This is a genomic window from Arthrobacter antioxidans (genome assembly GCF_023100725.1).
Taxonomy (GTDB): Bacteria; Actinomycetota; Actinomycetes; order Actinomycetales; family Micrococcaceae; genus Arthrobacter_D; species Arthrobacter_D antioxidans.
Genome location: NZ_CP095501.1, coordinates 1,532,014 through 1,553,349, shown reverse-complemented (window position 1 = coordinate 1,553,349; position 21,336 = coordinate 1,532,014). Strand labels below are relative to the sequence as shown.

Below are 21,336 nucleotides of genomic sequence, written 5' to 3'. Positions count from 1 at the left end.
GCAACTCGATCAGTCTAGTAAATTCTGGCGGCTTCGACAAATCGGCTTCCCGCGCCCACTCATCCCTCCAGTGGCTCCTCGGGCAGGGACCCGAGCCCCACGTTGTGCTCGGTCAGTTGCCACGAGAACAGAGCCTCGGCCCTGTTCACCACCTCGTGCACCTCGGACCAGTGGCAGTTGGACAGCCCCGCGAGGGCACCCCAGCGCTCCGGCGGCAATCCCATCAGGGCCGCGAGGGCCGCCCTGATGGATCCACCGTGGCTGACGACCACGAGCGTCTCGGCCGGGCCGATCCGCTCCACGGCCTCCGTGACCGCGCCGAGCATGCGATCGCCGACCTCGATGCGGTTCTCGGCACCCCCGGCGCGCACCTCGGGGTCTCCACCCCGCCATGCGGCGTTGTCATCCGGGAACTGTTCGTCGATCTCGGCGAAGGACAAGCCCTGCCACGAGCCGGCATGCGTCTCGCGGAGGCGCGGATCGTAGAGGACCGGCAGCCCCGTGAGCTCCCCCAGCGTCCGGGCCGTGTCGGCCGCACGGCGCAGGTCCGAGGACACGATCAGCGACGGTTCCCGCAGCATCAGCACCTCGGCCGCCCGCACGGCCTGCTCACGCCCGGTCTCGTCCAGGTCGATGTCCTCCTGGCCCTGGAAACGGCCCGAGTGGTTCCATTCCGTGCGGCCATGGCGCCAGAAGACGATGCGCCGGGCCGCAGGATGGGCGTGGGGGTACCGCGTCACTCCGGGACGACGTCGGACGCTGCGACCTGCGGCGAGCTCTGCAGTGCCTCCTCGAGCTGGAGGTCCACGGACGGGCAGTCCTTCCACAGCCGGTCGAGGGCGTAGAACACGCGGTCCTCCTCGTGCTGCACGTGGACGATGACCTGCGCGTAGTCGAGGAGCACCCAGCGGCCCTCGCTGCGACCTTCACGGCGCACGGGCTTCAGGCCCTGCTTGGACAGCTCCTCCTCGATGCCGTCCACGATGGCGTTGACCTGCCGCTCGCTCGGTGCGGAGGCGATCACGAAGATGTCCGTGATCGCGAGCCTGTCACTGACGTCGATGGCGACGATATCCTGGGCGATCTTGTCCGCTGCGGCATGCGCCGCGGTGCGGGCTATGCCAATGGACTGTTCGGTAGCGCTCACTGATCTCCTTGTGTGTGGCCAGCAATTTCACCCATTGAGGGAGCTGACTGTCATTATTATCCCGGTCGCGAGGGCGGTCGCGCCCACGACGAGCAACGAGTACTGCAGATACCGCACGCGCCGCAGCCGTCCGAGGCCCGCAGTCATCGCATCGAGGGGGTCCAGGCCGAAGGCGTCCCGCGCCCCGATGGGCTGGGTGCTCGCTCTCGGATCCGGCCCCTCCACACCTCCGCTGTCACTTTCCCCGGTCCGGACCGGCAGGGCGGCGGAGGGCTCGGGGCGCGGTAGGACGATCGGGATGTGCGTGGTCGCAGGCGCCCGCAGGACGGACTGCGCACTGCCGGGCACCCGCACGAGCGCGGGTGGGGCGATGATCGAGAGGTTGTGGGCCGCGGTCGGGTCGATCGGCGGGGGCGTGCGCTGCTGGTTCTGCACCGACGGCTCCTGCGGTCGGCGCGCACGCGAATTCAGGGCCGCGGCGCGGTCGGCCAGAGCCTTCTGCTGCGCCAGCACCCCGGGGTCGACGACGAAGGGGTCCTCCGCCCCGGCCGCCCGCAGGCCGGCAAGGTGCTCGCTCGCGTCCTCGCCGATCGACTGCCGGGCGGCGAGGGCCTCCTCGACGCTCATGTCCTCCGCACGCCGGGGGCTCGACGGCGGCACAGCCGTCCCATCCGCGGTCACCCCGGGCGCAGGCACGCCGGATCCGGCGATCCCGGGTGCCGTGGGATCGGACGCCACCCGGGCGTCGGACCGCCGACGACGGTCCCGACGCCCGCCGGGTAATGGAGCCCTGACGACGTCCACCCGCTGGTCGGTCGCCGGATCGGGCGCCACCGCCCGCCCGTCGACCTGCTGCAGCCGCAGCTGACGTCGTGTGGGGAGCTCCACCCGCACAGCGCCGCCGTCGTCCGCGGGGGCGTCCTGCAGGCTGACGTCCGTGGAGCTGTTCCTCGCTGCCATGTCCGGCTCCCCTGACCCGGCATGGTCCGCCACGGGAGACCCGGTGGCCCGTGTGTCGTTCGCCTTGCTCATCGGTGATTCATCCAGTGGGTTGTTGTACGGAGCTCGGACTGTCCCGGTGCTGCCGTTCTGTCGGCGGGGCGTGTTCATCCCCCTGCTGCGACGCCGGTCCCGTCCCCGACGGGTCCACGCGCCGATAGAGGCGGTGCTTGGCGATGTACTGCACCACGCCGTCGGGCACCAGGTACCAGACCGGCTTCCCCTCGCCGACGCGGTGCCTGCAGTCGGTGCTGGAGATCGCCATGGCGGGCACCTCCAGCAGGCTGACGTCGCGGCCCCGCCCGTCGAGTTCGTGCCCGGGACGCGTCACCCCGATGAAGTGGGCGAGGGACCAGAGCTCCTCCGCGTCCTTCCAGGTGAGGATCTGGGCCATGGCATCGGCGCCGGTGATGAAGAACAGCTGCGCGTCCGGCCGCTCCGCCTTCAGGTCGCGCAGGGTGTCGATCGTGAAGGTGAGACCGGGACGTTCGATGTCCACGCGGCTCACGGTGAAGCTCGGGTTCGACGCCGTCGCGATGACCGTCATCAGATAGCGGTGCTCGGCCGCCGTCACGTCCTTGTCCACCTTCTGCCAGGGCTGACCGGTCGGGACGAAGACCACCTCGTCGAGGTCGAACACCGAGGCGACCTCGCTCGCGGCGACCAGGTGCCCGTGGTGGATGGGGTCGAACGTGCCGCCCATGACCCCGAGGCGCCAGGGCGATCCGTCATGGTGCCGCTGCCTGAGGCCGCCCATGACGTCCCGCTCGGTAGTGTCTGCTGCCACCTGGACCGCTAGTGCCGGTTCGCTTCGCCGTGGTCGTGCTTGTTGGTGTGCTGCTTGTGGGGGTCGATGTGCTCCTCGACGGCCTGGTGGCGGTTCCGGACGTTCGAGAAGGACACGGTGACGAGCATCAGGGTAAGCAGGATGCCCATGACGATCAGCCCGTACGCGACGGCGGGCATCGGCAGTTCGGTGTGGTGTTCCATGGCTTCGGTGGCCAGCAGCATGCTGCCGAGGGAGTAGAGCATCGTCATTCCTCTGTCGGTTCAGGGTCCGCCGGTCCGCTACGGACCGGCGCGGTCATCAGGTCCCATGGTACGCGTAAAGGAAGGCCTGCCCCCTACGCGCCGGGGCGTCAGCGACGGACGTGCCCTGCGCCCTGGACGATCCACTTGGTGGTCGTGAGCTCGGCCAGGCCCATCGGTCCGCGGGCGTGCATCTTCTGGGTGGAGATGCCCACCTCGGCGCCGAGGCCCAGCTCCCCGCCGTCCACGAAGCGCGTGGACGCGTTGACGAGGACGGCGGCGGAATCGACGCCGGCCACGAACTCCTCGGAGGAGGCCAGGTTGTTCGTGATGATCGCCTCGCTGTGGCCCGTGCTCCACCGGCGGATGTGCCGCAGGGCGTCGTCGACGCTGTCCACGGTCTTCACCGCGAGGTCGAGCTGCATGTACTCGCGCCCCCAGTCGTCGTCCGTCGCCGTCGGTGCGTCCGTGCCGGCCGGCAGGAGACCCCGCGACCGCTCGTCCACGTGCAGGGTGACGCCGGCGCGGACGAGCGCCGCGAGGACCGCCGGGGCGGCCGTCGACCGCGCGTGGACGAGGAGCGTCTCGACCGTGTTGCAGACGCTGGGGCGCTGCGTCTTGGCGTTGAGCAGGATGTCCACTGCCATCGTCTCGTCGGCGCTCTCGTCGAGCAGGATGTGCACGTTGCCCTCCCCCGTCTCGATCACGGGGACGCGCGCCGTCGTCACGACGGACTGGATGAGCTCCCGCCCGCCGCGCGGGATCAGGACGTCCACCCGGCCGCGGGCCTTCATGAGGACCTGGGCGCCGTCCCGGCCGAACTCGTCGATGGTGAGGACGGCGTCGTCGGGCAGCCCGTGGTCCTCGAGGGTGTCGCGGATGATCCCGACGAGCGCCGCGTTGGTGGCCGCGGCGGCACTGCCGCCGCGCAGGATCACGGCGTTGCCGCTCTTCAGCGCCAGCCCGGCGATGTCCACTGTCACGTTGGGGCGTGCCTCGTAGATCGCGGCGACCACGCCGAGGGGAACGCGGACCTGGCTCATCCGGAGCCCGTTGGGCAGGGTCTCCGCACGGACGGCGGTGCCCACGGGGTCCGGCAGGGCGGCGAGCTGCGCCAGCGCGTCGGCGAGTTTCCCCACGCGCTCGGCGTCGAGGCTCAGGCGGTCCAGGAGGTACGCGGAGGTCCCGGCGGCGCGGCCGCGGTCGACGTCGGTCCGGTTCGCGGCGAGCACGCTGTCGCGCCTGCTGACGAGGGCGTCGGCGATCGCCAGGAGCACGCGGTCCTTGCGGGCCCGGGTGGCGCGGGCCAGGATGCGCGACGCCTCACGGGAGCGGTCGGCGATGGCGTGGACGGCGTCGGTGAGCTGGTCCGGGGACAGCTCCTCAGCGGTGTCGTTCCGATCGGTGGGCTCTGCCTGCAGGTCGGTCATCCCTCCAGTCTAGCGAGGAGCCGCCCCGGTCTCCGGGGACCGGTCCTTCATGACGCGGGCGCCGCCTGGAGCACCACGAGGTCATTCACGTGCACCACGGAGCGCTCGTACTCGGCGCCGAGTTCCTCCGCGAGATCGTGCGTGGACCGGCCCAGCATGCGGGGGAGCTCGGCCGAGCTGTAGTTCACGAGGCCCCGGGCCACCACGGTCCCGTCACCGCTCACGAGCTGGACGGGGTCCCCCGCCTCGAACACGCCGTCCACGTCCACGACACCGGCGGGCAGGAGGGACCGCCGTCGCTCCCCTACCGCGCGCACCGCGCCGTCGTCGAGCACGAGCGTGCCCAGCACCCGGGCGAGGTGGGCCAACCAGAGCAGCCTGATGGGCTGGCGCTTGCCGGTGGCCGTGAACCAGGTCCCGACGTCGTCGCCGCGCAGCGCGGCAGCGGCGTTCGCGGTGGACGTGACCAGCGCGGGGATGCCCGAGGACGCGGCGATCGTCGCGGCTTCCACCTTGGTGACCATGCCGCCGGTGCCCACGCCGGCCCTGCCGGCGCGCCCGATGGTGACGCCCTCGAGGTCGGCGGGCGAACCGACGTGCGGGATGCGGCTGGCACCGGCCCCGGGCGGCCCGTCGTAGAGGGCGTCGACGTCGGAGAGCAGGATGAGCGCCTCCGCCTTCACGAGGTGCGCGACGAGCGCCGCGAGGCGGTCGTTGTCGCCGAACCGGATCTCGTGGCTCGCGACGGTGTCGTTCTCGTTCACGATGGGCACCACGCCGAAGTTCAGCAGCCGCTCCATCGCGCGGTGCGCGTTGGCGTAGTGGGACCGCCGGATGAGGTCGTCCGCCGTGAGCAGGATCTGGCTGACGGTGACGCCGTGCGCCGCGAACGCCTGGGAGTACTGGGCCATCAGGAGGCCCTGCCCCACGCTCGCCGCCGCCTGCTGCGCGGACAGCTGGGACGGACGGCGTGCCAGTCCCAGGGGCGCGAGGCCCGCGGCGATCGCGCCGGAGGACACGAGGATGACCTCGGTCCCGGCCGTGCGCCGCTCCGCGAGGACGTCGGCGAGCCGGACGAGGGCCTCACCCGAGATGCCGCCGGAGACCGAGGTCAGTGACGACGAGCCGACCTTGACGACGATCCGGCCCGCCGCGGCAAGCCCCGCGCGGGACGCGAGGGGGTGCCGGGAGTGGTCCGCAGCCACGGGGGCCTAGTCCTCGGACTCGGTGTCTGCGCCCTTCTGGGCGGAGGAGGCCTGCTTGCGGTTCTGCACGGACTCGGTCCAGACGCCCGCCTTGCGGTCGGCCTCGAGCTCGGCGCGGGCAGCGGCCTTGGCGTCCTTACGCTCCTGGTACTCCTCGCGCTTCTGCTCGCGCGTGGGCCGCACGTACTCGGCGAGGCGCAGGTCGGAGCCGCGGGGGCCGGCGAGCAGTTCGGCGCCACCCATCATGGTGGGCTCCCAGTCGAAGACGACGCCGTCGCCCTCGCCGATCACCACGGTGTCGCCGGGCTTCGCGCCGGTCTTGAAGAGCTGCTCCTCCACGCCGAGCTTGGCGAGGCGGTCCGCGAGGTAGCCGACCGCTTCGTCGTTCGTGAAGTCCGTCTGCTTGACCCAGCGCTCGGGCTTCTCGCCGAGAACGCGGAACAGCGGCAGGGCGTCCTTCTCCTCGTGGCGGATCCTGAACGAGGCGGCATTGACGCCGCGGGGCCGGAGCACCGGGGGCTCGATCCTCGGCGGGGCGGTCGCCACGGCCTTGCGTGCGTTCTCGACGATCTCCGCCATGGCGAAGCCGAGCTGGCGCAGGCCCTCGTGGCTGGACGCGGACACCTCGAAGACGCGGTAGCCGCGCGCCTCGAGCTCGGGGCGCACGAAGCCGGCCATGTCCTTGCCGTCGGGGACGTCCACCTTGTTGAGCGCGACCAGGCGCGGGCGCTCGTTCAGCGGCACGACGTCGCCGTCGGGTCCGGCGAAGCTCATGTCGACGGCGTACTTGTCCAGTTCCGCTTCGATGATCGCGAGGTCGTTCAGGGGGTCGCGGTCCGTCTCGAGCGCGGCGCAGTCGAGCACGTGCACGAGGGCGGCACAGCGCTCCACGTGGCGGAGGAAGTGGTGGCCGAGGCCCTTGCCCTCGCTCGCACCCTCGATGAGGCCGGGGACGTCCGCGATGGTGAAGCGCGTGGAACCCGCTTCGACGACGCCGAGGTTCGGCACGAGGGTGGTGAACGGGTAATCGGCGATCTTCGGGCGGGCGGCCGACATGGCGGCGATGAGGCTGGACTTCCCGGCGGAGGGGAAGCCGACGAGGGCGATGTCCGCGATGGACTTCAGTTCCAGGACGACGTCGCGCTCGTCGCCGGGGATGCCGAGCAGCGCGAAGCCGGGTGCCTTGCGCTTCTGGGAGGACAGGGCGGCGTTGCCGAGCCCACCCTGTCCGCCGGCCGCGGCGATGAACTCCGTGCCCTCGCCCACGAGGTCGGCGAGCACTTCGCCGTCCTTCGTCTTGACGACGGTGCCGTCCGGGACGGACAGGATCAGGGTCTCGCCGCTCTTGCCGCCGCGCCAGTCGCCCATGCCGTTGCCGCCGTTCGTGGCGTGCCGGTGGGGTGCGTGGTGGAAGTCCAGGAGGGTCGTGGTCTGGTGGTCCACGCGGAGGATGACATCGCCGCCGTCGCCGCCGTTGCCGCCGTCGGGCCCGCCGAGGGGCTTGAACTTCTCGCGGTGGACGGAAACGCAGCCGTGGCCGCCGGTGCCGCCGGATACGTGCAGGACTACGCGGTCAACGAAGCTCGCCACGTTGATCTCCTTCTACAAATGCTTCACTGTGCCGAGTCTGATCGGCTTAAAAGAAAGGTGGGGCGAGCCGTAGAGGCTCACCCCACCCGAAATGCCTGGTGTACCGTGCGCAGAATTACTCTGCTGCAGCGCCCACGATGTTGACGACCTTGCGTCCGCGGCGTGTGCCGAACTCCACGGCACCTGCCTCGAGTGCGAAGAGGGTGTCGTCCCCGCCGCGGCCGACGTTGGCGCCCGGGTGGAAGTGGGTGCCGCGCTGGCGGACGATGATCTCGCCGGCCTTGACGACCTGGCCACCGAAGCGCTTGACGCCGAGGTACTGCGCGTTCGAGTCGCGGCCGTTGCGCGTGGAGCTTGCGCCCTTTTTATGTGCCATGGGTTATGCCTGCCTTCGCTGGAATGTTCTACGTGAGGAGATCGGTAGCCCGAAGGGACTACGCGATACCTGTGATCTTGACGCGGGTCAGTTCCGAACGGTGACCCTGGCGCTTCTTGTAGCCGGTCTTGTTCTTGAACTTCTGGATGACAATCTTCGGTCCACGAAGATTCTCGACGATCTCGGCAGTGACGGAGACCTTCGCGAGGTCCTCCGCTGCGGAGGTGATCTTGGCGCCGTCTACCAGAAGGAGGGCAGGAAGCTTGAACGTGCTTCCAGCCTGACCGGTGACGCGGTCAAGGGTAACGAGGTCTCCTACAGAAACCTTTTCTTGGCGGCCGCCTGCGCGGACAATCGCGTACACCACTTGGGAACTCACTTCTCTCGACAATCTTGACTTCTGATGAAAAAACTAGGGTGCGCCTCGGCAGCAATCCTGAGGTTGCTCTTCGCGCCTGCCCCGCTCCGTGTGTCCATGACACCGAACCCTGGGGCTGCTGGTGTCGTCAGGTTCTTCTGCACGGGTCAGAAGCCCTGACGGATACCCACGGACATGCCGGTTAACAGGCGGATGCACCGAGGGTCAAGGCTACGGCAGTACCGCCTCTTCCCGCAAATCAGCGGCACCCCGCGGCGCACTTCCCGGGCCGTGGACGCGGGCGGCGTCGAAGAAGTGCAGCTCGCGGACCGCGGACTACCGGAAGGCGGCGAGCATGGCGCGCACGCGCCGTAGGGGTGGGCGCGGGCCGGCCCGCCGTCGTACGTCCCCTCCCGCACCCGGTCTCCCGGTCTCCCGGAGGAGCCAGTCGCGGTGCAGGTCGGCCTCGTTCCCGAGGCAGGAGGCCGCCGCCGCGAGCCAGAAGCGCTGCTCCGCCTCGGACGGCGCCCGTGCGGCCGTGCGCGCGAGGACGCCCGCATACTCCCTGAGGGAGAGGGCGTCCTGCTGCAGGCAATAGGAGAAGTGGTCGGCGGGCAGGCTTCCGTCGGCCAGTCCGACGACGAAGGGCAGCGCGAGGATATCCCCGCGGATGCCCGCCGTGTCCCGCCAGGCGAGGTCCGTGAACCGCCCGGGACCGGACAGGTCGCCCAGCGCATGGAAGTGGTGCACGGGGCCGTTGCCCGTCCCGACGTCCAGCAGGTGGGCGGGAAGGAGCGCACCCTCGAGCCGGGACTTCGCCTCGCGGAGCGCCGTGGGCCAGTCCCCGGTGATGGCGAACCGGGTGGCCAGGGCCGACGAGAGGGAGCATCCCGTGCCGTGCGTGTTTGCTGTCTCCACGCGCCTGCCGTCGACGACCAGGCGGTCCTCGGGGGCACCGGAGGGTGGAACGAGGGCGTCCGGGCAGCACTCCCCCGGGATGTGCCCGCCCTCGACCAGGACGGACGTGCCGAGCCGCGCGGCAAGGGTGGCGCCCTGCTCGAGGGCGACAGCCCAGGTCGGTGCCGGGTCGGCACCCACCAGGACGCCGAGTCGAGCTGCCGGCGGAGGAAAGGGGCGGGAGGGGTGTGCATGGCGCTGACACCGCGCGTGTTCTGCGCCGTCAGCGCCGCCAGCACGGCCATCGCATAGCCACCGTTGGCACTGATGCTCGTGATGTCCGCCTGGACGCCGGCCCGCCGCCGGGGTCCGGGCCCGCGATGCTCAGGATGTTCGGGAGGGGCCGGGGCGTGGTCGCCGGACGCTCGCTGATCAGGGTGACATCCCTCCGCCAGGTCCCGGGCGCCGGCCGCCCGCTGGATCAGGTTCGACGGGTTTGATCTCAGCCCGGCATCCGGCAGGGCACCCCCGTGTCACGACCCGGCGTGTAGCAGCCCCCACCCCGGCCCCCGCCACCCGGGCGGGAACGCAGGAGGGCCGGAGCCCTTGCGGACTCCGGCCCTCCTGGAGGGAAACGGTCGCGCCGTTCCCGTGGTCCCTACAGCTCGGAAGCGGGCACCCCGACGCCGAAGATCAGGGGCTCGACGGCGGATGCCTCGGGCTTCGTCACGGGCGCCGCGGCCTTCGCCACGTGCCGGGTCCCGGCCGGCTCGACGACGGCCTCCCCGCCCTGCGTCTCGATGGCCGTGTCGGCCGCTCCCTGCGCGCTGCGGGCCACACGACGGCGCGGACGCGACGCTCGGGCGGTACCGCCCGACGTCGGCCCGGAAGCCGTCGGTCCGGAGATCGTCACCGGTCCGGTGCGGGGTTCCTCCGCCGGCACCTGCCCGGACGGCTCCACGCCGTCGACGGCTCCTGCCGCGGCGGGCTTCCGATTGAAGGCCTCGCTCAGGCTGTCGAGGGTCAGGCGTGTGGCCGGAGCCTCGACCGTCTCCTGGACGGCCGGCCGGCGGCCGTCCGCCCGGGGCAGGGTGACCGTCTCGCCGTTGATCGTCAGGACGGCCTCCGTGACCTGGACGTCCGCTGCGGGGGCCTCCTGCTCGGCCGCCTCCTCATGGGCGTGGTGGGTCGCAGCGGCGATGCTGGCCAGGGCTGCGCGGGCGGCCTCGGCTTTCGCGGCGCGGTCGGGGCTCTCGACGACGGCCACCGGTGCCTGTGCCGTGACCTCGTCCTGCTGGCCCCCGCGGCCGCGGTTGCGCTTGCGCTCGCTCCTGGACGGCTTGTCCTGGCGCGGCTGCTGCTGCTGCTGGCTCTCTCCGGTCGTGGACCGGCGGTGCTCCACGGGCTCCATGTAGGTGACGACGCCGCGTCCCGCACAGTGCTCGCAATCCTCGCCGAAGACCTCGAGCAGGCCCGTGCCCATGCGCTTGCGCGTCATCTGGACGAGGCCCAGCGAGGTGACCTCGGCGACCTGGTGCTTGGTCCGGTCCCGTCCGAGGCATTCCACGAGACGACGGAGGACGAGGTCGCGGTTCGCCTCGAGCACCATGTCGATGAAGTCGATGACGATGATGCCGCCGATGTCCCGCAGGCGCAGCTGGCGCACCACCTCTTCAGCGGCCTCGAGGTTGTTCTTGGTGACGGTCTCCTCGAGGTTGCCGCCGCTGCCCGTGAACTTCCCGGTGTTGACGTCGACGACGGTCATGGCCTCGGTGCGGTCGATCACGAGGGACCCGCCGGAGGGCAGGTAGACCTTGCGCTCGAGGGCCTTCGTGATCTGCTCGTCGATGCGGGACGCCGCGAAGATGTCCTCCTCGCTGGTCCACTTCTCCAGCCTGCCCACGAGATCCGGCGCCACGTACATGACGTAGGCCTCGATGGTGTCCCACGCGTCCTCGCCCGAGACGACGAGCTTGGAGAAGTCCTCGTTGAAGACGTCACGGACCACCTTGATGGTCAGGTCCGGCTCGCCGTACAGCAGTTCGGGGGCAAGGGTCTTGGTCGAGCCGGCCTTGCGCTCGATCTCCTCCCACTGGGCGCGGAGGCGGTTGATGTCGTGGGTCAGCTCCTCCTCGCTGGCGCCCTCGGCCGCGGTGCGGACGATCACGCCGGCGCTCTCGGGGAGGCGGTCCTTGAGGATGCGCTTGAGCCGGTTCCGCTCGACGTCGGGCAGCTTGCGGGAGATGCCCGTCATGGACCCGCCCGGGACGTACACGAGGTAGCGGCCGGGCAGGGAGATCTGGCTCGTCAGCCGGGCACCCTTGTGCCCCACCGGGTCCTTGGTGACCTGCACGAGGACGGGGTCCCCGGACTTCAGGGCGAGCTCGATGCGGCGCGGCTGGCCGTCGAGGCCCGCCGCGTCCCAGTTGACCTCACCGGCGTAGAGCACGGCGTTGCGTCCGCGTCCGATGTCGACGAAGGCCGCCTCCATGCTCGGCAGCACGTTCTGGACCTTGCCGACGTACACGTTGCCGATCAGCGAATCCTGCTGGGTCCTGGAGACGAAGTGCTCCGCGAGCATGCCGTCCTCGAGCACGCCGATCTGGATCCTGTCGTCCGACTGGCGCACGATCATCTGGCGGTCGACGGACTCGCGGCGGGCCAGGAACTCGGCCTCGGTGATGACGGTGCGGCGGCGACCGGTGTCGCGCGATTCGCGGCGGCGCTGCTTCTTCGCCTCGAGGCGCGTGGATCCGCGCACGCTGGTCACGCGGTCGGAGACCGGCTCGCTGGACTGCCGCGGCGCGCGGACGCGGGTGACCGTGTTGGGCGGATCGTCGTCCTCGCCGCCGGTCAGTTCGAGGTCCTGGTCGCCACGACGGCGACGGCGGCGGCGGCGTGAGGTCACACTGGTGCCCTCCTCGGGTCCGTTGCCGTTCGGGCGGTCCTCCTGGTCCTCGCCTCCGGCGTCCTCGGTGCCGGCCTCGGCCTGGCCCGCGTCGGACCGGCTGCGGCCCCTGCTGCGGCGGCTGCGGCGCGAGCGGCGGCCGGACTCCTCGGACTCGTCCTCCCCCGCCTCCTCCTCGAGCGGGGGCGCGACCTTCACGGACGGCACGGAGACCGTGGTGAGGTCCGGCGCGTGGAACAGGAGGGACAGCGGCGATTCGGGGATGGCGAACGGATCGAGGCGGCCGCCGTCCGCGGTCTCGCCGGGCTCGGTGGCGTCGGCGCCCTCTTCGGTGGTGTTCCCGGCGGCTGCGGCGTCCGGGGTGGAGGGCTCGGCTGCGGCGGGCGCGTTCTCCTCCGGCCCGTCCTGCTGCAGGGGCTCCGACGCCCGGCGGCTGCGGGTCCGGGAGGAGGTCCGGCGTGCACGGCTCGGTTTCTCCTCCGAAACGGCTTCGGCGGCGTCCGTCTCGGCGGCCGGTACGTCGGCGTCCACGGGGGCTGCCTGGTCGACGGCGCTCTCGCCGGCGCCATCGATCGCCTTGGCGGGTCCGGCGTCGGCGCCGGCCGCACGACGACGCGTGCGGGGTGCCCGCGCGGGGGCGGGAGCCTCGGCGGAACCGTCGGCGACGGGCGACGCAGCGGTCACGGTGCTCGCGGGGTGGGTGCCTGCCGAAGCGGCCGCGTCGACGGCGACCGGCTCTGCGGTCCGTGCTGCGGCGGGCGCTGCCGGCTCGACGGCGGCGGGTGCAGCGGTGGCGGGCCCGGCCTCGGCGCTGGCGGCACGACGGCGGGCGCGGGGTGCCCGCACGGGGGCAGCCGGGGCGTCGTCGGCTGCTGCCGGCGTTCCGTCCGCGGCGTCCGCCGCGCTCTCCGGGGTGGGGGTCTGATCCGTCACCACGACCGGCTTCCGGACGCGCGGGGCCCGCTTGCGGACCGGCGCAGCGGTCTCGGCGGGTGTGTCGGTGGCGGTTCCGGTGGGGGCGTCGGCGACAGTCCCTGTGGCCTCGCCGGCGGTCCCTGCATCGGGTGCCGCCTTCAGCACCGAGGGGGGCGCCCCGGCCGGCGCACTGGCCGTGCGGCGCTTCCTCGGCGTCCTCGCCGGTGCTGCCTGGGCCTCCACGAGTGCTTCCGCTGCGGTCTGGCCGTTCTCCTGCTGTTCTGACTGATCCATGAGGTGCTCGCTCCAAGCCCCTGCGGCACCGGCCACATTCCAGCGCCCTCGGGGGCGGTATGTCGGCCGGCCGCGGGCCTTTCGCCCGGCGGCTGACCGGAAGTCGATGTCATGTCGTCCGAGGTCGCACCGTCATGGGGGTGCTGAATCACTCGACGACCAGTGGCGCTTTTCCAACTCAGCCGCCGTGGTGGACGGTGGGTCCCGCCGGCGGATTCCGCCTACTTCCGCCGACGGGGCGGACTCGGTAGGACGGGAGCATCGCTTGCGGAACGGAAGCCTGTCACTGGACCGGCGGGGGAATGTGGTTCCCTCGCCAGCCTTCGTCATTGTCTCACACCACCCTTCGAATGGGGCGTCCCACGCGCGCGGGACGCCCCGTTCGGTGGGGCCGTCCGGCCTGTCAGCTCCGCGGGAACTGATCCGTGGCGGGCGCGTGGTCGCCGGCGAGCGGACGGGCCACGGGCACCTTCGTGCCGAGGACCTGCGCGACGACGTCGTGTGTGATCTGCTGCGCGGTCAGCCCCACGCGCTCGAGGACCTGGCTGCGCGATCCATGGTCGAGGAACTCGACCGGCAGGCCCACCTCGTTGAGCGCGGTGTCCACGCCCGCCGAGCGCATCTCCTGGCGGATCCTGGACCCCACGCCGCCGGCGCGGACGCCGTCCTCGATGACGATCACGATCCGGTGCTCCGCTGCCAGGTCGATGACCGAGCGGCGGACCGGGAGGAGCCAGCGGGGGTCGATGACGGTGGAGCTGATGCCCTGCGCCCCGAGCCTGTTCGACACGTCGAGCGCCAGTTCGCTCATGGCGCCCACGCTGACGATCAGGACGTCGTTGGTGCGCGACCCCGACGGCCGGCGGGACAGGACGTCGACGCCGTCGTCGAGGCGCTCGACAGCCTCCACCTCGGCGCCCACGGATCCCTTGGAGTACCGCACCACGGTGGGGGCGTCGGAGACGGAGACCGCCTCGCGCAGTTCCTCGCGCAGCCGGGACGCGTCCCGGGGTGCGGCGAGATGAAGGCCGGGGATGGCCTGCAGGAGGGCCATGTCCCACATGCCGTGGTGGCTCGCGCCGTCGGGCCCGGTGACGCCGGACCGGTCGAGGACCACCGTCACGCCCGCCTTGTGCAGGGCCACGTCCATGAGGAGCTGGTCGAAGGCCCGGTTGAGGAAGGTGGCGTAGAGGGCGATGACCGGGTGGAGCCCGCCGTAGGCCATGCCGGCCGCACTGGTGACGGCGTGCTGCTCGGCGATGCCGACGTCGAACACGCGGTCGGGGTGCCGGGCCGCGAAGCGGTGCAGTCCCACGGGGATCAGCATGGCCCCGGTGATGCCCACGATGTCGGGGCGCTCGTCGGCGATGTCGGCGATCTCGTTCGCGAAGACGGAGGTCCAGGACTGCGACCCTGCGCCGTCCACGGGTTCGCCGGTCTCGGGGTCGATGATGCCGACGGCGTGGAACTGGTCGGCCTCGTGGGCGCGGGCCGGCGCGTAGCCGTGGCCCTTCTCCGTGATCGCATGCACGATCACCGGGCCCTCGTAGTTCCTGGCGAGCTGCAGGGCCTGCTCGACGGCTGACTGGTCGTGGCCGTCCACGGGCCCCACGTACTTCATGCCGAGGTCCTCGAAGAGGCCCTGGGGCGCCCACCAGTCCTTGACGCCCTTCTTCAGGGCGTGGAGGCTCTTGTAGCTGAATTCGCCGACCGGCCCGCCGTTCTGCATGCGGTTCTTCACCCGGTCCAGCGTGCGTTCGTAGACGCGGTGCGTCCGCACCGAGTCGAGGGTGGGCCGCAGGGACGCCAGGTAGTCGGCGACGCCGCCGATGGTCGGGGCGTAGGAGCGTCCGTTGTCGTTGACCACGATCACGACGCGGCGCCGCTTGTCCGCGGCGATGTTGTTGATCGCCTCCCATGCCATGCCCCCGGTGAGGGCGCCGTCGCCCACGAGGACCACGGTGTAGCGGTCGCCCTCACCGCCGAGGACCCGGGCCCGGGAGATGCCGTCCGCCCAGGAGAGCGAGGACGAGGCGTGCGAGCTCTCCACGATGTCGTGCACCGACTCCGCCCGCGAGGGGTACCCGGACATCCCGCCCTCCTGCCGGAGCGTGCTGAAGTCCTGGCGACCGGTCACGAGCTTGTGCACGTAGGACTGGTGGCCGGTGTCGAAGATGATGCTGTCGCGCGGCGAGTCGAAGATGCGGTGGATGCCGAGGGTGAGTTCGACGACCCCGAGGTTGGGGCCCAGATGGCCGCCGGTGCGCGAGACGTTGCTCACCAAAAAGGTGCGGATCTCCTGCGCGAGTGCCTTCAGTTGCGCTTCGCTGAGCTTGCTCAGGTCCTGTGGGCCGTGGATCGTCTCCAAGAGTCCCATCCGCGCCTCCTTGATTCGTTCGGAGGGGCGGCGTGGCCGCCCCGGATGATCCTTAACTCTAACGTTCGGGGTCCGGGCGGGGTGCCATTGACAGGCGTCCGCGCAGCGGCGGGGTGCCTCCCCTCCCGCCTCAGGCGAAGGTGGGACCCCCCTCCGTCGGGGGCGCACGCCGCGTCAGGCGGGAGGCAGGAGGCGCGCGAAGGACTCCATGTGGTGCGTGTGCGGGTACAGGTCGAAGACCCGCAGGGCGTCGAGCGACCAGCCGGCGGCGAGGAAGTAGCCGAGGTCGCGGGCGAAGGACGCCGGGTCGCAGGAGACGTACCCGACCACCCTCGGGCGGGCCTGGACGATCTGCCGGACCACCTTCCTGCCCGCGCCGGCGCGCGGCGGGTCGAGCAGGACGCCGTCGAGTGGTTCGTTCCGGCGCCCGAGCACGGCGTCCACCCGGCCCTGGACGATCGAGACGTGGTCCTGGCCGTGGAGGTTGCGTTTCGCGTCGCGGCTCGTGCCGGGCGATCCCTCGACGGACAGCACCGAGCCGTCCGGTCCGACGGCGCGGGCGAGCGGCACGGTGAACAGCCCGGCGCCGGCGTAGAGGTCGGCGAGGCGTTCGCCCGCGGCCGGCTGGAGCCCGTCGAGGACCGCGGTGACCAGGGCCTCGGGCGCGCCCCGGTGGATCTGCCAGAAGCCCGCCCCCGTGACGCGGTAGTCGAGGCCGAGCACGCTCTCCTGGAGCCACGTGCGGCCCGTCATCCGCTGCACCTGCCCGGACTCGGGGTCGAGGACGCCCACGGAGGCGCCGTGGATGGAGGACGCGACGGCAGCGACGCGCCGCGGGGAGGTCGCGGCGGCCGGCACGAGCAGCACGAGCGGCTCGCCCCCGCCGGACGGCACGGCGACGTCGACCCGCTCGATGCCGGTGAGGTCCAGCGTCCACAGGCGGAGGTCGTTGACGGCCGCGACCGCGAGCGGCATCTCGCGGACCGGGACGACGGCGTGCGAGCGGTGCAGGTGCATGGCGAGCCGCCCGGCGTGGTCCACGGCGAACGCCGCGCGGGTGCGCCAGCCGAGCCCGTCGGCGGCCTCCCCCGGAGCGGCCTCCACGGTCACCGGTCGGTCGACCGACGCCAGGCGCGAGAGCTGCTCCTCGAAGACGGCGGCCTTGAGCAGGCGCTGCTCGGCGAGGGCGATGTGCCCGAACTCGGCCCCGCCCACGGCCGCGCGTCCCCGGGCGGCGGCCTTCAGGGCGTCGGCGAGGGGCCACGGGTGGGGAACCCGGGCAGGCGAGGCCTCGAGCACCTCGACGACGTCGGCGCGCCAGAAACTGGCGGCGTCGTCCGTCCCGGTGAACCGGACGCGCACGCGCTCCCCCGGCAGGGCGTGCCGGACGAAGACCACGCGGCCCTCGTGCCGGGCCACGAAGTGGCCGCCGTGCGCGGCCTTCCCGACGGTCAGTTCGGCGGTCGGTTCGGCAGTAGCTCCGGCGGTGGGTTCGGGCGTGCCGGACCGGGCGGGCGCCGCTGCGGGATCGGGCCGCTCTCCCGGGGTCGAGGGATCGGAGGCTCGGACGGCGTCGCTCATGGGGCTTCTTCCTACTTCATGTCCTGATAGATCTGGGCCGCGTCGGAGGACGCGAGCTGCCACGGCACGCTGGCGACCATCACCCCGGGCACGAAGTGCAGCCGCGCCTTGATGCGCAGGGCGGTCTGGTTGTGCACCAGCTGCTCCCACCACTTTCCCACCACGTACTCGGGGATGTAGACCACGATCAGGTCGCGGGGCGAGTCCCTGCGGATCGACCGGATGTACTCGAGGATCGGCGTGATGGTGTCGCGATAGGGCGAGGCGAGCACGGTGATCGGCACCGGGATCTCGTACTTGTCCCAGTCGGCGAGGGTACGGCGCGTCTGGTCGGCGTCGACGTCGACCGTGATGGCGTCGAGCCGGGAGGGCCGCGAGGCACGGGCGAAGGCCAGGGCACGCAGGACCGGCTTCCGCACGTGGGAGACGAGGATCACGGCGTGGACCCGCGAGGGCAGGGCGCGCAGGCGGACGGCGTCGTCGATCGCGAGTTCCGCCGCCACGGTGTCGTAGTGCTTCTTGATGGCGCGCATGAGGACGAACAGGACCGCCATGGCGAGCACCGCGATCCAGGCGCCGTATTCGAACTTCGTGACGAGGACGACCACGAGGACCGCCGCCGTGAGGCCGAAGCCGAGGGTGTTGATGGCGCGCGACTTGTGGATGGTCCACCGGTTCTGCTTGCCGACGGTGCTGCGGAGCACCCTGTTCCAGTGCATGATGAGCCCCAGCTGGCCGGCCGTGAAGGAGACGAACACGCCGACGATGTACAGCTGCACCAGCGCGGTGACATCCGCCCGGAACACGAGGATGAGGACGACGGCGCCGAGCCCGAGCGCGATGATGCCGTTGCTGAAGGTCAGGCGGTCCCCCCTGGTCCGCAGCTGCCGCGGGAGGTAGCCGTCCGTGGCGAGGATGGAGGCCAGGACGGGGAAGGCGTTGAAGGCCGCGTGGCCCGCGAGCATCAGCATGAGCGCCGTCGCGGCGACCACCAGGTAGAAGACCGGGGAGCCGGCGTCGAAGACGGTGCGGGCGAGCTGGCTGACCACGGGCGCCTGGATGTAGTCCTCGGGGACCGGCGCGCCGTCGAGCAGCAGCTGCGCCCCGGGGTCCTGCACCACGTGGACGCGTGCGGCATTGGCGAGGTAGATGACGCCCGCGAGCATTGCGGAGGACACCAGGCCGAGGATCAGGAGTGTCGTCGCGGCGTTGCGTGAGCGCGGCTTCTCGAAGCGCGGCACGTTGGAGCCCGGGCCCTCGAGCCCGGTGAGGGCGGCTGCACCCGCGGAGAACGCCCGGAGGATCAGGAGGCCACCCGCGAGCCCCACCAGGCCGGCGTCGAGCGCGGTGTCGGGGACGATCTCGAAGCGAGCGCTCGGGGCGTCGGCCAGGGTCCCGGTGAGGGCCTGGACCGTGCCCGTGACGCACAGGGCGAGGATTCCCGCCAGGAAGCCGTACGTGACGACGGCGCGGGCGCGGACGCCCTGCGTCACGCCGCGCAGGTTCAGCAGTACGAGCACCGCCACGCCCACGACGGCGAGGGTCACACGGACGTCCTCCAGCGCGGGAGCGAGCGAGACGACGTACTGGGCCGCCGCCGAGACGGACACGGCGACGGTGAGCAGGTAGTCGATCATCAGCGCCGAGGCCACGGTGGTGCCCGCCCGGGGTCCGAGGTTCCGCTTCGCGATCTCGTAGTCGCCGCCGCCGGAGGGGTAGGCGTGGACCGCCTGGCGGTAGGAGGCGACGACGACGAGCAGGACGGCGATCACGGCGAGGCCCACCCAGGGCGAGATGGCCACGGAGGCCACCCCGGCGAGGGCGAGCGTCAGGAGGATCTCGTCCGGCGCGTAGGCCACCGACGACAGCGCGCTGGCCGAGAAGGCGGGCAGCGCGAGGCGCTTCGGCAGGCTCCTGTTCCTCAGCCGGTCGCTGGCGAAGGGCTTGCCCACCAGCACCCGCTTGACGGCCTCGAGAAAAGTCAGCACAGCCCAAACACTAGCGCGTCCGGCCGTCCGGCCAGCCACTAGGCTTGGAGCTGGTACGGCAGGGAACGGCAGGATCTACACCAAGAATCAGGGGTGCCCTCGGTGGCTCATTTTGTGATCATGGGTTGTGGCAGGGTGGGCGTCAGCCTCGCCCACACACTCGACGAATCGGGCCACTCGGTAGCGATCATCGACCAGGACGACCGCGCGTTCCGCCGCCTCCGGTCCTCCTTCGGCGGCCGCAAGGTCACGGGCGTCGGCTTCGACCGGGAGACCCTGAAGCACGCCGAGATCCAGGACGCCTACGCCTTCGCGGCCGTGTCCAGCGGCGACAACTCGAACATCCTCGCCACCCGCGTGGCGCGCGAGACGTTCCACGTGCCGCACGTGGTGGCGCGCATCTACGACCCGGGACGCGCGGAGATCTACCAGCGCCTCGGCATTCCCACCGTCGCCGCCGTGCGCTGGAGCGCCGACCAGGTGCTCCGCCGGATCCTGCCCGAACAGACCATCAACGGGGACTTCCGTGAGACCTCCGGACGGCTGATCCTCGCCGAACTCGCGCCGAGCGACGCATGGCTGGGACGGTCGCTGAAGAGCATCGAGGCCGCGAGCGGCGTGCGCATCGCGTACCTCACGCGCTTCGGCGAGGGCATCCTGCCCGCCCATGACACGAGCTACCAGCAGGGTGACATCCTGCACGCCATGATGAAGACGACCGCGACGAGCGAGATCGGTCGCATCCTCGCCGCGGCGCCGAAGGAGGAGAACCAATGAGGGTCGTCATCGCCGGAGCCGGGAGCGTCGGCTCGTCGATCGCACGGGAGCTGCTGGGCAACAAGCACGAGATCCTGCTCATCGACGAGAAGCCCGAGGTGATCGGCCGCAGCGGGCTCAAGGGGGCCAAGTGGCTGATCGGGGACGCCTGCGAGCTCACGACGCTCAAGGACGCCCGGCTCGACGAGGCCGACGTGGTGGTGTCCGCGACCGGCGACGACAAGGTGAACCTCGTGGTGTCGCTCCTCGCGAAGAGCGAATTCGGTGTGGGGCGCACGGTCGGTCGGGTGAACAACCCGAAGAACGACTGGATGTTCGACGACTCCTGGGGTGTGGACGTGGCGGTCAACACGCCCCGGCTCATGACGGCCCTCGTGGAGGAGGCCGTGGAGATCGGCGACCTCGTGCGCCTGCTGACGCTGCAGACCGGGGTGTCCTCGATCGTGGAGTTCACCGTCCCCCAGGACTCCCCCCTCATCGGCCAGACGATCGGCTCCCTCAGCCTTCCGGAGGACTGCGCCGCCGTCGCCATCCTGCGCGACGACTCCCCCATCACCCCCAGCCCGGACGACCTCGTGGAGGGCGGCGACGAGCTGTTCTTCCTCGCGGCCATCGCTGCCGAGGACGAGCTCCGGGTGGCGCTCTCCGCCCGGAACGACGACGACGACTAGCTGTCCGCGGGCGGTCCGCCGGCCGTGACCGGGCGGGGGCGCGAGATGATCCACGCGAGCCAGAGGCCGAGCGCGTACAGCGGCAGTCCCATGGCCACGCGCGTGGATCCCAGCGCCGCGACGTTCCCGGCGAGGTAGAGCGGCACCTGGACGGCCAGGCGCAGTGCCAGCACCGCCACGATGATCCAGGTGGCGGTCGCGTAGGCGCGGACGCGCGCGGGGTCCTTCCGCCATTCGATGCCCTCGTTGCGGATGAAGCCGAAGAGCAGCCCGGCGAAGGGCCACCGGAACACCACCGAGGCGGCCATCGCGATGATGTACCCGCCGTTGATGAAGAAGCCCGGGAGGAAGAAGTCCTCCGCGTTGCCGGTGCGCTGGGCCACGATGGCGCAGAACGCCACGCCGACGAGCCCCGCGAGGGCCTGCGTGACCGGTGTCCTCGAGACGAGCCGGAGGACGGTGAAGACGGCGGAGACCGCCAGCGCCGCGACGAGCGAGACCGTGAGGTCCCTCGTGACCGTGAAGAGGACGGTGAAGACCAGCCCGGGGGCGATGCTCTCGGCGAGACCCTGGACACCTCCCACCGAGGACAGGACGTCGATCTGGCCGGAGTCGCTGCGCTTCACCCCGGACTTCGCGGCGTACTGCATGGCGAGGTCCGCGGCCGTCGGCCCGGCCTGCGGATCGGTCTGCGGCCCAGCCTGCGGGTCGGTCGGCCGGTCCTCCGCCGGGCGGCCGCCGTCATCGGCGTGCCGCCGGTGGGCGTCGGGATCCTCGATCGGGTGGCTCATGTC

18 protein-coding genes are annotated in these 21,336 nt (G+C 71.4%); 2 read left to right on the top strand and 16 right to left on the bottom strand.

Annotation, left to right across the window (positions count from 1 at the left end; all coding sequences use genetic code 11):
• Window positions 1-59: 59 nt before the first annotated feature.
• The 15 genes from MWM45_RS07065 to MWM45_RS06995 all read right to left on the bottom strand — a co-directional run bounded on the left by MWM45_RS07065 (window position 60) and on the right by MWM45_RS06995 (window position 19,094).
• Window positions 60-740 (bottom strand): histidine phosphatase family protein, encoded by a 681-nt coding sequence (locus tag MWM45_RS07065; RefSeq protein WP_247828834.1) that lies wholly within the window; start codon window positions 738-740, stop codon window positions 60-62.
• Window positions 737-1,147, bottom strand: a complete 411-nt coding sequence (gene rsfS / locus MWM45_RS07060; protein WP_043444948.1) for a ribosome silencing factor — start codon at window positions 1,145-1,147, stop codon at window positions 737-739. The genes MWM45_RS07065 and rsfS overlap by 4 nt, the downstream gene beginning before the upstream one ends.
• 27 nt (window positions 1,148-1,174) lie before the next feature.
• On the bottom strand, window positions 1,175-2,179 hold the full coding sequence (locus MWM45_RS07055; RefSeq protein ID WP_247828833.1) for a hypothetical protein: 1,005 nt from the start codon (window positions 2,177-2,179) through the stop codon (window positions 1,175-1,177).
• 7 nt (window positions 2,180-2,186) lie between these two features.
• Window positions 2,187-2,849, bottom strand: coding sequence for a nicotinate-nucleotide adenylyltransferase (nadD, locus tag MWM45_RS07050; protein WP_247829168.1), 663 nt, complete (start codon window positions 2,847-2,849; stop codon window positions 2,187-2,189).
• A gap of 92 nt (window positions 2,850-2,941) precedes the next feature.
• A complete protein-coding gene (locus MWM45_RS07045) occupies window positions 2,942-3,178 on the bottom strand; it encodes a hypothetical protein (RefSeq protein ID WP_247828832.1) in 237 nt (78 codons plus the stop codon).
• A 107-nt stretch (window positions 3,179-3,285) separates the two neighbouring features.
• The gene (locus MWM45_RS07040) at window positions 3,286-4,605 is read right to left on the bottom strand and encodes a glutamate-5-semialdehyde dehydrogenase (RefSeq protein WP_247828831.1); all 1,320 of its coding nucleotides are present in this window, start codon (window positions 4,603-4,605) and stop codon (window positions 3,286-3,288) included.
• Between the two features lie 47 nt (window positions 4,606-4,652).
• The gene (proB, locus tag MWM45_RS07035) at window positions 4,653-5,810 is read right to left on the bottom strand and encodes a glutamate 5-kinase (RefSeq protein ID WP_247828830.1); all 1,158 of its coding nucleotides are present in this window, start codon (window positions 5,808-5,810) and stop codon (window positions 4,653-4,655) included.
• Window positions 5,811-5,816: 6 nt separating this feature from the next.
• The gene (gene obgE, locus MWM45_RS07030) at window positions 5,817-7,400 is read right to left on the bottom strand and encodes a GTPase ObgE (protein WP_043444940.1); all 1,584 of its coding nucleotides are present in this window, start codon (window positions 7,398-7,400) and stop codon (window positions 5,817-5,819) included.
• A gap of 115 nt (window positions 7,401-7,515) precedes the next feature.
• Window positions 7,516-7,776 (bottom strand): 50S ribosomal protein L27, encoded by a 261-nt coding sequence (gene rpmA, locus MWM45_RS07025; protein ID WP_028280075.1) that lies wholly within the window; start codon window positions 7,774-7,776, stop codon window positions 7,516-7,518.
• Window positions 7,777-7,834: 58 nt separating this feature from the next.
• Window positions 7,835-8,143 carry a 50S ribosomal protein L21 gene (gene rplU / locus MWM45_RS07020; RefSeq protein ID WP_043444935.1) on the bottom strand — a complete coding sequence of 103 codons (309 nt, stop codon included), beginning with the start codon at window positions 8,141-8,143 and terminating at the stop codon, window positions 7,835-7,837.
• Between the two features lie 327 nt (window positions 8,144-8,470).
• Window positions 8,471-9,232: a bifunctional hydroxymethylpyrimidine kinase/phosphomethylpyrimidine kinase gene (locus tag MWM45_RS07015; protein WP_247828829.1), complete on the bottom strand. Its 762-nt coding sequence runs from the start codon at window positions 9,230-9,232 to the stop codon at window positions 8,471-8,473.
• A gap of 457 nt (window positions 9,233-9,689) precedes the next feature.
• Complete coding sequence (locus MWM45_RS07010; protein WP_247828828.1) at window positions 9,690-13,148, bottom strand: Rne/Rng family ribonuclease; 3,459 nt, start codon at window positions 13,146-13,148, stop codon at window positions 9,690-9,692.
• A gap of 403 nt (window positions 13,149-13,551) precedes the next feature.
• On the bottom strand, window positions 13,552-15,525 hold the full coding sequence (gene dxs / locus MWM45_RS07005) for a 1-deoxy-D-xylulose-5-phosphate synthase (RefSeq protein WP_247828827.1): 1,974 nt from the start codon (window positions 15,523-15,525) through the stop codon (window positions 13,552-13,554).
• A gap of 174 nt (window positions 15,526-15,699) precedes the next feature.
• A complete protein-coding gene (locus MWM45_RS07000) occupies window positions 15,700-17,106 on the bottom strand; it encodes a class I SAM-dependent RNA methyltransferase (protein ID WP_247828826.1) in 1,407 nt (468 codons plus the stop codon).
• A gap of 11 nt (window positions 17,107-17,117) precedes the next feature.
• Window positions 17,118-19,094: an APC family permease gene (locus tag MWM45_RS06995; RefSeq protein WP_247828825.1), complete on the bottom strand. Its 1,977-nt coding sequence runs from the start codon at window positions 19,092-19,094 to the stop codon at window positions 17,118-17,120.
• A gap of 102 nt (window positions 19,095-19,196) precedes the next feature.
• On the opposite strand from MWM45_RS06995, the gene MWM45_RS06990 reads away from it, so the two are divergent.
• Window positions 19,197-19,871 (top strand): potassium channel family protein, encoded by a 675-nt coding sequence (locus MWM45_RS06990; RefSeq protein WP_043444927.1) that lies wholly within the window; start codon window positions 19,197-19,199, stop codon window positions 19,869-19,871.
• Window positions 19,868-20,542: a potassium channel family protein gene (locus tag MWM45_RS06985; protein ID WP_247828824.1), complete on the top strand. Its 675-nt coding sequence runs from the start codon at window positions 19,868-19,870 to the stop codon at window positions 20,540-20,542. Before MWM45_RS06990 ends, MWM45_RS06985 begins: the two co-directional genes overlap by 4 nt.
• Here the strand turns inward: MWM45_RS06985 and MWM45_RS06980 are convergent.
• Window positions 20,539-21,333: a DUF3159 domain-containing protein gene (locus tag MWM45_RS06980; protein WP_418909746.1), complete on the bottom strand. Its 795-nt coding sequence runs from the start codon at window positions 21,331-21,333 to the stop codon at window positions 20,539-20,541. The two genes, MWM45_RS06985 and MWM45_RS06980, sit on opposite strands and share 4 nt — an antisense overlap.
• Window positions 21,334-21,336: the final 3 nt, after the last annotated feature.